We start from the raw sequence: 14,425 nt of genomic DNA on the forward strand, positions 1-14,425 counted from the left end.
GGGGGGGGGCGGGGGGGGGGGCCCCCGGCGGGGCGGGGGGGGGGCCGGGCGCGCGCGGCGGCGCCCCCGGGCCCCCACCCCGCCCTCGCCGCCCGTACGCTGGACCGGTGACGGACGAAGCTGCCGGCGGTACGACTGCCCGGAACGAGGACCCGCTGACCACTCCGGTAGCCCCGGGAGGTGTCCCGGGCGCGTCGTTGGACGGGCAGGCCGGGGCCGAGCGGCCCGAGGCCCGGCTGGAGCGCGCGGTGCGGGCGGCCGAACAGGCGTTGATCGAGTTCGAGATCGCGGTGGAGACCTTCCGGGTCGAGGTGGAGAACTTCTCCCGTCTGCACCACCAGAAGCTCGGCCCGATGTACGCCCGGCTCGATGAACTGGACGCGCAGCTCGCCGAGGCCAGGGCGGCGCAGAGCGGCGACCCCGAGGACCTGCGCAAGGCGCGGGAGGCGCGGGCGGCGGTCATGCCGATGCCGGGGGTCGAGGAGCTCTTCCACGACTGGATGGACTCCGACGGCCTCTCCCCCGAGGCCGCCTCGATGCTCACCGATCAGCCGGTGCGGCCGCCCAAGCGGGTCCGGCCGAGCGAAGAAGTACGCAGGCTCTATCGCGAGCTGGCGCGCAAGGCGCACCCGGATCTGGCGCAGGACGACACCGAGCGGGCGCGGCGGGACGAGTTCATCGCCCGGGTCAACGCCGCGTACGGGCGGGGTGACGAGGTGCTGCTGCGGGAGCTGGCCGAGGAGTGGGCGGCGGGTCCGGTGCCGCCGGAGGCGCTGCCCAGCGAGAGCGAGGAGCTGTACGCGCGGCTGGAGTGGCTGAGCCGGCGCAAGGAGCTCCTCGCGCTGGTCGCCCGGGAGCTGGAGGACAGCGCGATCGGTTCGATGCTGCGGATGGCGCCGGACGATCCGGACCGGCTCCTCGAGGAGATCGCCGAGCAGCTGCTGGCCGAGGTGGCCGGTCGTGAGGCGGAGCTGGCGAAGCTGGTGCAGTAGCGTTCGCAGGACCTGCCGGGTTCGTATGAGAGAAGGCATGACCCATGAATTTCGCCCAGCTGCCCTCGGTGGACGTCGCCGAGGTGCCGGCCGACGCTCTGGTCCTCGATGTCCGCGAGGACGACGAGTGGGCGGCGGGGCACGCCGAGGGTGCGCTGCATGTGCCGATGAGCGAGTTCGTGGCGCGCTTCGGTGAGGTGACGGAGGCGGTCGCGGACGGGCGCAGGGCGTATGTGATGTGCCGGGTCGGCGGACGGTCGGCTCAGGTCACGCAGTACCTGGTGCAGCAGGGGATCGACGCGGTGAACGTCGACGGCGGTATGCAGGTGTGGGAGGCCGCGGGCCGCACGGTCGTCGACGCGCAGGGTGCGCCGGGCACGGTCGTCTGACGCATCGCGTCTGGTCTGCTGTCTGTCGCCCGGCTGTCTGTGGCCGCCTGTCCGTGGGGCCGCTTCCGAGCGGCTGTGGCTCGGCTTCCCATGGCGCCCCGCTGGTCCGTGGTCCGACAGGGGTCTGTGGCCGGCTCCTTTGCGTCCTGCCCGCTGCCTTACGAGCGGTCCGGCCCGGCCTGAGCGGTCTGGCTGAGGGGGTGGGTGGCGAGCAGGTCGCCCAGGGCTTCCTCGTGGGCGGCGGCGGAGCCGAGGGAAAGCTCCAGTTGCTTGGCCCAGGCGTGGTAGCGGTGGAGTGCGTAGTCGGTGTCGGCGCCGAAGCCGCCGTGCAGATGCTGGGCGGTCTGGACGACACGCCGTACGCCCTCGGAGGCCCAGATCTTGGCGACCGAGACGTCACCGGCGACGGGCAGGGATCCTTGGGCGCCGGTGCTGATGCGCCAGGCGGCCTGCCAGAGCGTGGCTTCCATGGCGCGCAGGTCGATGTAGCGGTCCGCGGCCTGGACGGCGACCGCTTGGAAGGTGGCCACGGGGTGGCCGAACTGCTCACGTTTGCCGGTGTATTGGCTCGTCATGGTGAGCACGGCTTGACCGAGGCCGAGGGCCAGGGCGCAGGTTCCGGTGGCGAGGAGTTGGCGCAGCCATTCCCAGGCGCCGTCGGCTTCGATGACTGCGGACGCGGTGAGTCGTACGGCTTCGAGGTGGAGTTCGGCGAAGCGTTCGCCGCTGGTGGAGACCTGGCCGGCGAGGGTGATGCCCTGCTGGCCGCGGGGGACCAGGGCCAGGACGGTCTGACCGCCGGCGGTGTGGGCGGGCACGGCGACGTGGTCGCAGGTCTGGGCCCATGGCACTCCGGTTTGGGTGCCGTCCAGGATCCAACCGTCGCCGTCCCGGCGGGCGGTGACGGCGAGCTCGGCGCCGTCGTGGCCGGTGCGACCGTTGGCGGCGACGGTGACGACGAGGTCGCCCCGTCCGATGGCGGGCAGCAGATCGTGGCTCAACTCGGCCTGGGCGTACCGCTGTACGGTCATGGCGACTGCGCTGGTCTCGAGCAACGGCACACGGGCGAGCACCTTGGCGGATTCGCGCAACAGCAGGCACAGGGCGATGGGGTCGAGGCCCGCTCCGCCGTACTCGGTGTCGAGCACCAGGCTCAGTAGGTCGGACGCGGCGAGCTTGGCCCACAGGGCACGGTCGAAGTCGTCGGCGACGGCGCCCGCGGTGAGGGCGGGGCTTGGTACCGCGTCGGGCGCGACGCCGGAGAAGACGGCTTGGGCAGCCTCGACGGCTGCCAGCTGCTCCTCGGTGAAGGTGAAGTCCACGGCCTTGTCCTCCCGCGTGCACCGGTTTTGTCCGGGGTGGGGCATCGCGGCGCGAAGGCGCGCCGTGATGCCCTTCCGGTTCTGACGGATCTGAAGGATCTGACGGATCGTCAAGATAGAACAGGTTCTACGGGATGGGAATGGCCACGCTCCCCCGACCGACTACGGCCCGGCCGGACCCGGCCCGACCGAGCCGACGCGGCCGACCCACCCCGAGCCGACGCCCGACCCGGTGCGACAGGTTCCGGCCCGATGCGGGAGCCGGCGGACTCGAATTGCCCCGGGAGACCAGCCCCGGCCCGACCCGCCTGGCCCAAGCAGCCCCGCCCTCACCCCCGCCGTCGGCTGCCGCTCGGGCAGGGCCGCCACCTGGGCCGGAGCACGGCTACGGGGAGCCGAGGGAGGGACATGGGGAGGCGGGGGACGGACCTAGCGAGGAACGCGGGGGCAGCCCCCAGGCCTCACCGGTCGAAGTCGAGCTCCACCTCTCCCGTGGCGGGGTGTGACTGGCAGGCCAGGACATAGCCCGCCTCCGTCTCCTCCGGCTCCAGCGCGAAGTTGCGCTCCATCCGCACCTCGCCCTTGACCAGGAAGGCGCGGCACGTCCCGCACACCCCGCCCTTGCAGGCGTACGGGGCGTCCGCGCGGGCGCGCAGCACCGTCTCCAGGAGGGACTCGCCGTCGCGCACCGGCCAGTTGCCCGAGCGGCCGTCCAGCGTGGCGGTGAGAGTGGAGTGCGAGGGGGCGGCCGTGGCGGCCACCGGCACCGGCGCCGCGTCGACGTGGAAGATCTCCTGGTGGACGCGGTTGCGGTCGACGCCGAGCGCGCGCAGCGCCCGCTCGGCTCCCTGGACGAGGCCGAAAGGCCCGCACAGGAACCAGCCGTCGATGTCGGTGACGGGGAGCAGCGCCGGCAGCAGGGCGCTCAGCCGCTCGCGGTCGAGCCGGCCCGAGGGCAGCCCGGACTGCTGCTCCTCCCGGGACAATACGGTGACCAGCTGAAACCGTTCGGGGTAACGGTCCTTCAGGTCGGCCGTCTCGTCGAGGAACATCGTCGACGCGGCGCTGCGGTCGCTGCGTACGAGGCAGAACCGTGCCTCGGGCTCGCGCGCGAGCAGCGTCGCCGCGATCGACAGGACCGGGGTGATGCCGCTGCCGCCCACGACCGCCGCGAAGTGGCCGGGGCGCGGGGGGAGGACGAAGCGGCCCATCGGTTCCATGACGTCGACGGTGTCGCCGACGGCCAGTTCCTTGAAGGCGTACGTGGAGAACGCGCCGCCTTCCACGACCCGGATTCCGATGCGCAGGACCGGCTCGTCCGGCGCTTCGACAGCGGGCGCGCAGATCGAGTACGTCCGGCGGATCTCCTCGCCGCCCACGCTGCGGCGCAGGGCGAGATGCTGGCCGGGGAGGTGGCGGTAGACCTCGCGGAGCTCGGGCGGCACGGCGAAGGTGACGGCGATCGCGTCGTCCGTGAGCCGCTCGACCTCGCTGACCCGGAGCGGATGGAACATCTACAACTCCTTGAAGTGGTCGAACGGTTCACGGCAGGACACACAGCGGCGCAGCGCCTTGCACGCGGTGGAGGAGAACCGGCTGAGCAGTTCGGTGTCGGTGGATCCGCAGTGCGGGCAGCGCACCGACAGGGTGAGCGCGACCGGGCCCTCGGCAGTGTGCGGGCGCGGGGGAGCTATGCCGAACTCGGCGAGCTTGCGGCGTCCTTCGGCGCTGATGTCGTCGGTCGACCACGCGGGCGACAGGACCCGTACGACCAACACCTCCGGGATGCCGTGGTCGTGCAGGACGCGCTCGATGTCCGACGTCATGGTTTCGACGGCGGGGCAGCCGGTGTAGGTGGGGGTGAGCTCGACCCGCACCCTGCCGGGGGCTTCGACCCGCAGGCCGCGCAGCACGCCCAGTTCGTCGAGGGTGAGGACGGGCAGTTCGGGGTCGGGAACGGAGCCCGCGAGGCGCCGCAGTTCGCTTTCCAGCGGGGTGGGGCGGGTATCGGTCACCATGACGCCCCCGGGTGGCTGCGGTGCAGATGCTGCATCTCGGCGAGCATCCGCCCGAACGGCTCGGTGTGCAGGCCCTGTCGGCCGGCCCCCGCCGCCCAGGCGCCGGTGCGCGGGCCTTCGGGGACGGTCAGGGTGGCCCGGCCCAGGATCGAGGTCACCGATGCCGTCCACTGTGTGTCCAGGCCGGCCCAGTCGACGTCGAGGCCGGGGACCGGCTGGAACATCTCGCCGGTGAAACGCCACAGCGCGTCGCACGCCTGCTGCATGCGCCGGTGGCTCTCTTCGGTGCCGTCGCCCAGGCGCAGCGTCCACAGCTCGGCGTGGTCCCGGTGGTAGTCGACCTCCTTGACCGCCTTCGCTGCCAGAGCGGTGAACTCGCCTTCGCCTTGCGCCAGTTCGCCGTAGAGGAGGTGCTGGTACGTCGAGAAGTACAGCTGGCGGGCGATGGTGTGGGCGAAGTCGCCGTTCGGCTGCTCGACGAGCTGGAGGTTGCGGAAGTCCCGCTCTTCGCGGAGGTAGGCCAGCTCGTCCTCGTCGCCGGCCTGGGAGAGCAGAACTCGCGCCTGGCCGAGCAGGTCGAGGGCGATGTTGGCCAGGGCGACTTCTTCTTCGAGGACGGGGGCGTGGCCCGCCCACTCCCCCAGCCGGTGCGACAGCACGAGTGCGTCGTCGCCGAGGGCCAGGGCGGCGTCCGTCGAGACGGCGGCGGTCACAGGTGCTTCACCCCTTCGGGGATCTCGTAGAACGTCGGGTGGCGGTAAGGCTTGTCGGCGGCCGGGTCGAAGAACGTGTCCTTCTCGTCCGGCGAGGAGGCGCTGATCGCCGCGGACGGCACGACCCAGATCGAGATGCCCTCGGACCTGCGGGTGTACAGATCGCGGGCATTGCGCAGGGCCATTTCGGCGTCGGGCGCGTGCAGGCTTCCCGCGTGGGTGTGGGAGAGCCCGCGGCGCGAGCGCACGAACACCTCCCACAGCGGCCAGTCGTGCGTGCTCATGCCGTTGCCTCTCCGTTCGCGTGCTGCGCTTGCTGCTGCTTGGTGGCGTAGGCGACGGCCGCGTCGCGGACCCAGGCGCCTTCCTCGTGGGCCCGGCGGCGCTGGGTGATCCGCTGCTCGTTGCAGGGGCCGTTGCCCTTGAGGACCGCCCAGAACTCCGTCCAGTCGATCTCGCCGAAGTCGTGGTGGCCGCGCTCCTCGTTCCAGCGCAGCTCGGGGTCGGGCAGGCTGAGCCCCAGGGCTTCGGCCTGGCCCACCGCTATGTCCACGAAGCGCTGGCGCAGCTCGTCGTTGGAGTGCCGCTTGATCTTCCAGGCCATCGACTGCGCGGAGTGCGCCGACGCGTCGTCGGGCGGGCCGAACATCATCAGCGAGGGCCACCACCAGCGGTTCACCGCGTCCTGCGCCATGGCGTGCTGCTCGGGGGTGCCCTGGGACAGAGCGAGCAGAAGCTCGAACCCCTGCCGCTGGTGGAAGGACTCCTCCTTGCAGATGCGCACCATCGCGCGGGCATACGGACCGTACGAGCAGCGGCACAGCGGGACCTGGTTGGTGATCGCGGCGCCGTCCACGAGCCAGCCGATCGCGCCGACGTCGGCCCAGGTCAGGGTGGGGTAGTTGAAGATCGAGGAGTACTTCTGGCGGCCCGAGTGCAGCTTGTCCAAGAGCTCGTCGCGGCCGGTGCCGAGTGTTTCGGCCGCGCTGTAGAGGTACAGGCCGTGGCCGGCCTCGTCCTGGACCTTGGCCATCAGGATCGCCTTGCGGCGCAGGGACGGGGCGCGGGTGATCCAGTTCGCCTCGGGCTGCATGCCGATGATCTCGGAGTGGGCGTGCTGTGCCATCTGGCGGACCAGCGAGGAGCGGTACTCCTCGGGCATCCAGTCGCGCGGCTCGATCCGCTCGTCCGCGGCGACGGCCGCGTCGAACACCGCCTGGTGCGACGCGGCGGTCTCTGCGGCTGCCGTGGCTGTCGCGGTCACTCCGGTCATTCGGGCCCCCTGCCGAGCTGCTGTGCGGTGGTCTACCAACCGACCGATCGTTCGGTCCAGTGACTTCAATGGTGAGTCGACGGCCCGTAGGGTGTCAACCCTGTGGATAACTCAGCGGGTGCCGATCGGGGCGGGATGGATTCGTACGAGAACGGGGCCAGTGCCGGAGGCAGGGCCGACGAAAGTGCGTCGGGGCAGGTCGGAGTGGGTGCGGGCGGCCCCGGCGAGCCGGTGACAAGCCGTCCGGATGCCTCTGCGGGCCCGGAGTCCGCCCTGGAAAACGGTGCCGCGGCGGGCGTGGCAAACGGCGTACTTTTCGATTCCGCGGCCCCCCAGGACGGACATACCGCCCCCCGCCCGGCCCGCGGGACAGGCCCCGCCGCTCACTCCGGCCCCTCTCGGGGAATCGCCGGGCTGCCCCCTCGGTACCAGGTCGTGGCCGCGGTCGGGCTCGCGCTCGTCGGTGTGATCGCCTGCGTCCAGATCGGCATGGTGTTCCTGCACGTCGCACCGTCCAACACCGTCAGCAAGCAGTACGGCACCGCGGTGGACGACTGGATCTACCCCGAGTTCGAGCAGAACTGGAAGCTCTTCGCGCCCAATCCGCTTCAGCAGAACATCGATGTCCAGGCGCGCGCCGAGATCAAGGCGCCGGACGGCAGCACCAAAACCACCGACTGGATCGACTTCTCGGCCCAGGACGGCGCGGCGATCCGCCACAATCCGCTGCCCAGCCACACCGAGCAGAACGAACTGCGCCGAGGCTGGGACTTCTTCGTGGGCTCGCACACCGACGACAACAAGCCGAACGGGCTGCGCGGCGAGCTCTCCGAGCAGTACCTGCGGCGCATCGTGATGCTCCGGCTCGGCGTGCACCGCGACGGCGGCACCGTCGACCGGATCCAGCTCAGGTCCATGACGACCTCCGTCAAGAGCCCCTCGTGGAGCGACGAGAAGACCGACACCCGGCCGTCCTACCGGGTGATCCCCTGGTGGACGGTGGGCCCGGCCGACCTGCCCAAAGGCGCCGGCGACGCACACACGGAGGCGAACCGGTGACCCCGCACGACCACGACGACCCGGCCGACGGCCAAGCCCCGGTCCGCCCTGACAACTCGGCCCGCAGCCAAGCCCTGGTCGGCAGCGACAACTCGGCCCGCAGCCAGGCCCCGGCCGGCCACGACAAATTGGCTCGCAGCCAGGCCCCGGCTGGCCACGACAAATTGGCCCGCAGCCACGCCCCGACCGGCCACGACGAGCCGGCCGACCGCCAACCCCCGGCCGGCCTTGACCACTTGACCCGCGGCCAAGTCCCGGCCGGCCGCGACGCCCCGGCACGCCCCCACGGCAACGAGCCGCGGGACGCCGGCGACGAGACGTGGGCGGCGCGCGCCGTGCGCGTCGCTTCGGCCGCCGCCCTCGGCCCGTACCAGAGCGCCGTCGTGAGGATCGGCTTCTCCGCGACCTGGCTGTTCTTCCTGCTGCGTGAGCTGCCCAACCGGCGTGAGCTGTACGGTCCCGACGGGCCCTGGAGCTGGGACCTCGGCAACCGTCTGGTGGACGGCAACCACGCGTTCACCGCGCTCCTGTGGACCGACAGCACCGTCTGGTTCGAGTTCGTGTACGCGCTCGCCATCGTGTCCAGCGCGCTCTTGATGCTGGGCTGGCGCACCCGCACCATGTCCATCGTCTTCATGATCGGCGTGCTCTCTCTGCAGAATCGCTCCGTCTTCGTGGGGGACGGCGGTGACAACGTCATCCACCTGATGGCGATCTATCTCGTCTTCACGCGGTGCGCCCAGGTCTGGTCGCTGGACGCACGCCGCGCCGCACTCGGGGCGGGCCGTGCCTGCCGTGACCGGGTCGGCCGTGACCGGGTCGGCCCGGTGTTGTGGGTGGCGAGCGGACTCGCGCTGCTGGCCGGCACCTGGCGTACGTCCGGGTCCGGTGTCCTCGGCGGCGGCGAGTGGTGGCTGTGGGTCGTGTTCTGGGGCATGTGGGCCGTGCAGGGACTGTGGTGGGCGGCGCGCCGGTACGCCGACGCCGACGCGCGGGCACTGCTCGACGTCCTCGCCAACCTCGTCCACAACGCGGCCATGGTCGTGATCATGGCGGAGGTCTGCCTGGTCTACGCGACCGCCGGCTGGTACAAGATCCAGGGCAGCCGCTGGCAGGACGGCACCGCGCTGTTCTACCCGCTCAAGCTCGACTACTTCTCGCCGTGGCCCGAACTCTCCTCCCTGCTGGGCACGAGCGGGGTGATCGTGATGCTGCTCACCTATGGAACGGTCATGGTGCAGGTGGCGTTCCCGTTCACGCTGTTCAATCGCCGCGTCAAGAACGTGCTGCTCGTGGCCATGATGCTGGAGCACGCCGGCATCGCGGTCCTCCTGGGCCTGCCGTTCTTCTCGCTCGCGATGATCGCCGCCGACGCCGTGTTCCTGCCGACGTCCTTCCTGCGCAGGGTGGGCGCGTACGCGGGCCGGCTGCGGTGGGAGGCACGGCTGCCGGGCCGGCGCGGCAGGCGCGGGCAGGGGGCGGACGAGGTCGAACGGCCCCGTACGCTCGTGGGGTGAGCAGCACCGAACAGCCGGCCCGGGCCGAGAAGAACACCCCGGCGCGCGCCGACGACACCGCCCCGGCCCCGGTGGACGACACCGCCCCGGCCCCTGCGGAGGGCCCCGCTTCCGCCGAGGTGGTCACCGGTCCCGCCGAGGACACCGCCCTGGCCGGTGAGCCCGTCCAGTACGACGAGGGCTTCGGGCCGGCCGAGGTCGGCGTGGGCCCGCACCCGCGGCCCTGGCCCGACGGCGAGCGGTACGACCCGGAGCTGCTCGCCCACGGCGACCGGCGCAATGTCGTCGATGCCTACCGGTACTGGACGCGTGAGGCGATCGTCGCCGACCTCGACACCCGGCGCCACGACTTCCATGTGGCCGTGGAGAACTGGGGCCACGACTTCAACATCGGCTCCGTGGTGCGCACCGCCAACGCGTTCCTCGCCAAGGAGATCCACATCGTGGGTCGACGGCGCTGGAACCGGCGCGGCGCGATGGTCACCGACCGCTACCAGCATGTGCGCCACCACCCGGACACCGAGTCGCTGACCGCGTGGGCCCTGGCGGAGGGTGTGCCGATCATCGGCATCGACAATCTGCCCGGCGCGGTGCCGCTGGAGCGGATCGAGCTGCCGCGCCGGTGTGTGCTGCTCTTCGGGCAGGAGGGCCCCGGCCTCACCGAGGAGGCACGTGAGCACGCGCATATGGTGTGCTCCATCGCCCAGTTCGGCTCCACGCGCTCCATCAACGCGGGCGCCGCGGCGGCGATCGCGATGCACGCCTGGGTGCAGAGGCACGCCGCCATTCCCGACTGACGGGCCTCCGCCCGGGGCCGAGGCCCGGTTCAGGCTTGCCCGCGGACCTTCACCTGAGCCTCCGCCCCCGACCGAGGCCCGGCTCAGGCTTGGATACCGACCTTCACCTGAGCCCCCGCCCGGGGCCGAGGCCCGGTTCAGGCTTGCCCGCGGACCTTCACCTGAGCCTCCGCCCCCGACCGAGGCCCGGCTCAAGCCTGCCTGCGGACCTCCACCACGCGGAACCGGTTGGCCACGAACGCCCCGTCGCACAGGGCGGCGTTGGCCGCGGGGTTGCCGCCCGAGCCGTGGAAGTCGGAGAACGCGGCCGTCTGGTTGACGTACACCCCGCCCGTCAGATTCAGCGACAGCTGGGCCGACTCGTCCAGGCAGACGTCCTCGACCGCGCGCTCCACCTCGGGTGAGGTGGTGTACGCGCCGACCGTCATGGCGCCCTTGTCGCGGACCGTACGGCGCAGCAGCTCGACCGCGTCGGCCGTGGAGTCGACGGCGACGGCGAAGGAGACCGGGCCGAAGCACTCCGACAGGTAGGCGGCCTCCGTGTCGGACTTGGCGCCGTCCAGCTTGACGATCACCGGAGTGCGCACCACCGCGTCCGGGAACTCGGGGTTGGCCACCTCCCGTGAGGGCAGGGCGACTTCGCCGAGGCCGGACGCCGCCTCCAGGCGGGACTTCACGTCCGGGTTGACGAGGGCGCCGAGCAGCGCGTTGGCCCGGGCATCGTCGCCGAGGAGGCCGCCCACCGCGCCCGCGAGGTCGGTCACCACCTCGTCGTAGCTCTTCTTGCCCGCGTCGGTGGTGATGCCGTCACGGGGGATCAGCAGGTTCTGCGGGGTGGTGCACATCTGGCCGCTGTAGAGGGACAGCGAGAAGGACAGGTTGGCGAGCATGCCCTTGTAGTTGTCGGTGGAGTCGATGACCACCGTGTTGACGCCGGCCTTCTCCGTGTAGACCTGCGCCTGGCGTGCGTTGGCCTCCAGCCAGTCGCCGAAGACGGACGAGCCGGTGTAGTCGATGATCTTGATTTCGGGGCGGACCGCGAGCGTTTTGGCGATGCCCTCGCCGGGCCGCTCGGCGGCGAGCGCCACCAGGTTGGGGTCGAAGCCCGCCTCGGCGAGGACCTCGCGCGCCACCTTCACCGTCATCGCGAGCGGCAGCACCGCGCGCGGGTGCGGCTTGACCAGGACCGGGTTGCCGGTGGCGAGGGAGGCGAACAGGCCCGGGTAGCCGTTCCACGTCGGGAAGGTGTTGCAGCCGATGAGCAGCGCGATGCCGCGCCCGGCCGGCGTGAAGGTCTTGGTGAGCTCCAGGGGGTCGCGCTTGCCCTGCGGCTTGGACCAGGCGGCGCTGCCCGACGGGGTGCGCGTCTGCTCCTGGTAGGCGTACGCGACTGCTTCGAGGCCGCGGTCCTGGGCGTGCGGGCCGCCGGCCTGGAACGCCATCATGAAGGCCTGGCCACTGGTGTGCATGACCGCGTGCGCGAACTCGTGGGTGCGGGCGCCGATGCGGGCGAGGGTCTCGACGCAGACCAGGGCCCGCGTCTCGGGCCCCGCCGCCCGCCAGTCGGCCATGCCGGCGCGCATCGCGGGCAGCAGTACGTCGAGGTCGGGGTGCGGGTACTGGACGCCCAACTCGATGCCATAGGGCGAGACTTCGGCGCCCGTCCAGTCGTCGGTGCCCGGCTGGTCGAGGTCGAAGCGGCGGTTCAGGAACGCGTCGAAGGCCGCCTTGCCGTCCTCGGCGCCCGTCTCCCCGTAGGCCTTGGGGTGCTCCGGGTGCGGCGACCAGTACGCACGCGTGCGGATCGCTTCCAGGGCCCCGTCCAGGGTGGGCCTGTGCTTCTCGGTCAGCTGCATGGGGAGCAACTCCTCGTCGAGTCGTCGAGCTGGGCAGGGAGAGCCGGACACCGTTAGAGTAACCGAACGATCGGTCGGGACAAGAGGACCCGGGGAAACCTGTGGACAACTACCGGCCACGCCCACCGCGGCCCCTGTCGTGCGGCCCCGGAAGGGGGCCCGCCGGGCCCGTGGGCACGCCGTAGGGGAGGATCGCGTTCATGACCGAAACCGCCAGCGCCTCAGCGATCGCGCCGAGCCGTACCGTCGCCGGAGCCGGCGCCTCAGCGATCGCGCCGAGCCGTACCGTCGCCGTCGTCGGTACCGGCACCATGGGGCAGGGCATCGCCCAGGTCGCCCTCGTCGCCGGACATCCCGTACGGCTCTATGACGCCGTGCCGGGCCGGGCGCGCGAGGCCGCCGACGCCCTCGCCGGACGCCTGGAGAGGCTGGTCGACAAGGGCCGCATGGACGGTGCCGCGCGCGATGCGGCGCTGGGCCGCCTGCACCCGGCCGCCGACCTCGCCGACCTCGCCGAGCTCGCCGACGCGGCGCTCGTCGTCGAGGCCGTCCTCGAACAACTCCCGGTCAAGCAGGAGCTGTTCACCGCCTTGGAGGCGGTGGTGGCCGACGACTGCCTGCTCGCCACCAACACCTCCTCCTTGTCGGTGACCGCGATCGCGGGGGCGCTCACGCACCCCGGCCGCTTCGTCGGCCTGCACTTCTTCAACCCGGCCCCGCTGCTCCCGCTGGTCGAGGTCGTCAGCGGCCACGCCACCGACGAGGCCGCCGCGACCCGGGCGTACGAGACGGCGAAGGCCTGGGGCAAGACGCCGGTGCGCTGCACCGACACCCCCGGGTTCATCGTCAACCGCATCGCCCGCCCCTTCTACGCCGAGGCCTTCGCCGTCTACGAGGAGCGCGGCGCGGACCCGGCCACCATCGACGCGGTGCTGCGCGAGTGCGGCGGGTTCCGGATGGGCCCCTTCGAGCTGACCGACCTCATCGGGCAGGACGTCAACGAGGCGGTGACGCGGTCGGTCTGGGAATCCTTCTTCCAGAGCCCCAAGTTCGCCCCGTCCCTGGCCCAGCGCCGCTTGGTCGAGTCCGGCCTGCACGGGCGCAAGAGCGGGCGCGGCTGGTACGCCTATGAGACGCCCGGCGCGCCCGCCGCACCCGCACCCGCCGCACCCGCCGCACCCGGAGCCGCCCGCACCGGCGGCGCGCCCTCAAAAGAGGTGGGGCGTCCCGAGCCGCACACCGCCCCGCCCGCGAAGGCGCCCGCGGCGGTCACCGTCGTCGGTGACCTGGGCCCGGCCCGCGAACTGGTCGCGATGATGACCGAGGCCGGCATCGACGTGACGAGCGTCAACGACGGCGGGCCCTACATCGAGCTTCCGGGGGATGGACAACTCGTCCCGGCCGACGGCAAGACGTCCGTCGAGTTCGCCGACGTCGTGTACTTCGACCTCGCTCTCGACTACCGGGGCGCCACCCGTATCGCGCTCTCCGCGAGCGAGGACACCTCCGAGCGCGCCGTCGCCGAGGCCGTCGGCCTGTTCCAGAAGCTCGGCAAGGAGGTCAGCGTCATCGGTGACGTGCCGGGCATGATCGTCGCCCGTACGGTCGCGATGCTCGTCGACCTCGCCGCGGACGCCGTCGCCAAGGGCGTCGCCACGCCCGAGGACATCGACACCGCGATGCGGCTCGGCGTCAACTACCCGCTGGGTCCCGTCGAATGGAACCGGCGCCTGGGCCAGGACTGGGCGTACGACTTGCTCTCGGCGCTCCACGAGCGCTGCCCCACCGGCCGCTACGCGCCCTCGCTCGCCCTGTACCGACAGGCGTACGCCGGCGACCAGGAGACGGGCTCATGACAACCGCCAAGCGCGACACCTACACGCCGGAGACCCTCCTGACGGTCGCGGTCCGGATCTTCAACGAGCGCGGCTACGACGGCACGTCGATGGAGCACCTGTCCAAGGCGGCCGGGATCTCCAAGTCGTCCATCTACCACCACGTTTCCGGCAAGGAAGAGCTGCTGCGCCGGGCCGTGACGCGCGCCATCGACGGTCTCTTCGGCGTCCTGGACGAGCCGGGAGCCCAGCGCGGGCGGTCCATCGAGCGGGTCGAGTACGTCACTCGGCGTACCGTCGAAGTCCTGACGGCGGAACTCCCCTACGTCACCCTGCTGTTGCGTGTCCGCGGCAACACCAAGACGGAACGCTGGGCGATGGAGCGCCGCAGGGAGTTCGACCAGCGCGTCGCCGACCTGCTCAAGGCCGCAGTCGCCGACGGTGATCTCCGCGCCGACCTGGACATTCGGCTGGCGACCCGGCTGCTCTTCGGCATGGTCAACTCGCTGGTCGAGTGGTACCGGCCGCAGCGCGAGGGCGAGGCCGACGGGGACCAGGTGGCCGACACAGTGGTCCGGATGGCGTTCGAGGGGTTGCGGACCGGCCATTGAGTCCCGGGCCCGTTGACTGAGCCACCGAAGCGGATCACCATCC

At 71.7% G+C, this 14,425-nt stretch carries 13 protein-coding genes and 1 pseudogene; 7 read left to right on the plus strand and 7 right to left on the minus strand.

The genetic code is table 11. The features are described from left to right. Positions 1-197: 197 nt before the first annotated feature. Together AB0D31_RS15630 and AB0D31_RS15635 are read left to right on the plus strand one after the other, a co-directional pair. Entirely contained in the window at positions 198-992 is a 795-nt protein-coding gene (locus tag AB0D31_RS15630) for a J domain-containing protein (RefSeq protein WP_362722654.1), read from the plus strand. A gap of 44 nt (positions 993-1,036) precedes the next feature. Then, complete coding sequence (locus tag AB0D31_RS15635; protein ID WP_362722425.1) at positions 1,037-1,381, plus strand: rhodanese-like domain-containing protein; 345 nt, start codon at positions 1,037-1,039, stop codon at positions 1,379-1,381. Positions 1,382-1,539: 158 nt separating this feature from the next. Here the strand turns inward: AB0D31_RS15635 and AB0D31_RS15640 are convergent, their stop codons facing one another. From AB0D31_RS15640 to paaA, 6 genes are all read right to left on the minus strand, one after another. After that, positions 1,540-2,703, minus strand: coding sequence for an acyl-CoA dehydrogenase family protein (locus AB0D31_RS15640; protein WP_362722656.1), 1,164 nt, complete (start codon positions 2,701-2,703; stop codon positions 1,540-1,542). A 461-nt stretch (positions 2,704-3,164) separates the two neighbouring features. Next, on the minus strand, positions 3,165-4,217 hold the full coding sequence (locus tag AB0D31_RS15645) for a 2Fe-2S iron-sulfur cluster-binding protein (protein ID WP_362722428.1): 1,053 nt from the start codon (positions 4,215-4,217) through the stop codon (positions 3,165-3,167). Beyond that, positions 4,218-4,721, minus strand: coding sequence for a 1,2-phenylacetyl-CoA epoxidase subunit PaaD (gene paaD / locus AB0D31_RS15650; RefSeq protein ID WP_362722430.1), 504 nt, complete (start codon positions 4,719-4,721; stop codon positions 4,218-4,220). Continuing rightward, positions 4,715-5,434, minus strand: coding sequence for a 1,2-phenylacetyl-CoA epoxidase subunit PaaC (gene paaC / locus AB0D31_RS15655; protein ID WP_362722433.1), 720 nt, complete (start codon positions 5,432-5,434; stop codon positions 4,715-4,717). The genes paaD and paaC overlap by 7 nt, the downstream gene beginning before the upstream one ends. Continuing rightward, positions 5,431-5,718 carry a 1,2-phenylacetyl-CoA epoxidase subunit PaaB gene (gene paaB, locus AB0D31_RS15660; protein ID WP_362722436.1) on the minus strand — a complete coding sequence of 96 codons (288 nt, stop codon included), beginning with the start codon at positions 5,716-5,718 and terminating at the stop codon, positions 5,431-5,433. The genes paaC and paaB overlap by 4 nt, the downstream gene beginning before the upstream one ends. Beyond that, positions 5,715-6,707, minus strand: a complete 993-nt coding sequence (gene paaA, locus AB0D31_RS15665) for a 1,2-phenylacetyl-CoA epoxidase subunit PaaA (protein ID WP_362722439.1) — start codon at positions 6,705-6,707, stop codon at positions 5,715-5,717. The genes paaB and paaA overlap by 4 nt, the downstream gene beginning before the upstream one ends. Positions 6,708-7,109: 402 nt before the next feature. On the opposite strand from paaA, the pseudogene AB0D31_RS15670 reads away from it, so the two are divergent. From AB0D31_RS15670 to AB0D31_RS15680, 3 genes and pseudogenes are all read left to right on the plus strand, one after another. Beyond that, positions 7,110-7,766 (plus strand): annotated as a pseudogene (locus AB0D31_RS15670) (DUF5819 family protein); the annotation flags it as partial. A gap of 335 nt (positions 7,767-8,101) precedes the next feature. Further along, entirely contained in the window at positions 8,102-9,283 is a 1,182-nt protein-coding gene (locus AB0D31_RS15675) for an HTTM domain-containing protein (protein ID WP_362722658.1), read from the plus strand. Positions 9,284-9,402: 119 nt separating this feature from the next. Beyond that, complete coding sequence (locus AB0D31_RS15680) at positions 9,403-10,080, plus strand: TrmH family RNA methyltransferase (protein WP_362722661.1); 678 nt, start codon at positions 9,403-9,405, stop codon at positions 10,078-10,080. Positions 10,081-10,271: 191 nt separating this feature from the next. On the opposite strand, the gene paaN is transcribed toward AB0D31_RS15680, so the two are convergent. Then, positions 10,272-11,936: a phenylacetic acid degradation protein PaaN gene (paaN, locus tag AB0D31_RS15685; protein ID WP_362722440.1), complete on the minus strand. Its 1,665-nt coding sequence runs from the start codon at positions 11,934-11,936 to the stop codon at positions 10,272-10,274. A gap of 200 nt (positions 11,937-12,136) precedes the next feature. Between paaN and AB0D31_RS15690 the strand changes: the two genes are divergently transcribed. Beyond that, on the plus strand, positions 12,137-13,792 hold the full coding sequence (locus AB0D31_RS15690) for a 3-hydroxyacyl-CoA dehydrogenase (protein WP_362722443.1): 1,656 nt from the start codon (positions 12,137-12,139) through the stop codon (positions 13,790-13,792). Continuing rightward, positions 13,789-14,382, plus strand: a complete 594-nt coding sequence (locus tag AB0D31_RS15695; protein WP_362722446.1) for a TetR/AcrR family transcriptional regulator — start codon at positions 13,789-13,791, stop codon at positions 14,380-14,382. Before AB0D31_RS15690 ends, AB0D31_RS15695 begins: the two co-directional genes overlap by 4 nt. Positions 14,383-14,425 lie beyond the last annotated feature (43 nt).

The sequence above is a fragment of the Streptomyces sp. NPDC048361 genome (assembly GCF_040651795.1).
GTDB lineage: Bacteria > Actinomycetota > Actinomycetes > Streptomycetales > Streptomycetaceae > Streptomyces.

Bases quoted from the DNA above. Each gene is read 5' to 3' on its own strand.
- AB0D31_RS15635 (WP_362722425.1), top strand. From the start codon at position 1,037: ATGAATTTCGCCCAGCTGCCCTCGGTGGACGTCGCCGAGGTGCCGGCC.
- AB0D31_RS15645 (WP_362722428.1), bottom strand. From the start codon at position 4,217: ATGTTCCATCCGCTCCGGGTCAGCGAGGTCGAGCGGCTCACGGACGAC.
- paaD (WP_362722430.1), bottom strand. From the start codon at position 4,721: ATGGTGACCGATACCCGCCCCACCCCGCTGGAAAGCGAACTGCGGCGC.
- paaB (WP_362722436.1), bottom strand. From the start codon at position 5,718: ATGAGCACGCACGACTGGCCGCTGTGGGAGGTGTTCGTGCGCTCGCGC.
- paaA (WP_362722439.1), bottom strand. From the start codon at position 6,707: ATGACCGGAGTGACCGCGACAGCCACGGCAGCCGCAGAGACCGCCGCG.
- paaN (WP_362722440.1), bottom strand. From the start codon at position 11,936: ATGCAGCTGACCGAGAAGCACAGGCCCACCCTGGACGGGGCCCTGGAA.
- AB0D31_RS15690 (WP_362722443.1), top strand. From the start codon at position 12,137: ATGACCGAAACCGCCAGCGCCTCAGCGATCGCGCCGAGCCGTACCGTC.
- AB0D31_RS15695 (WP_362722446.1), top strand. From the start codon at position 13,789: ATGACAACCGCCAAGCGCGACACCTACACGCCGGAGACCCTCCTGACG.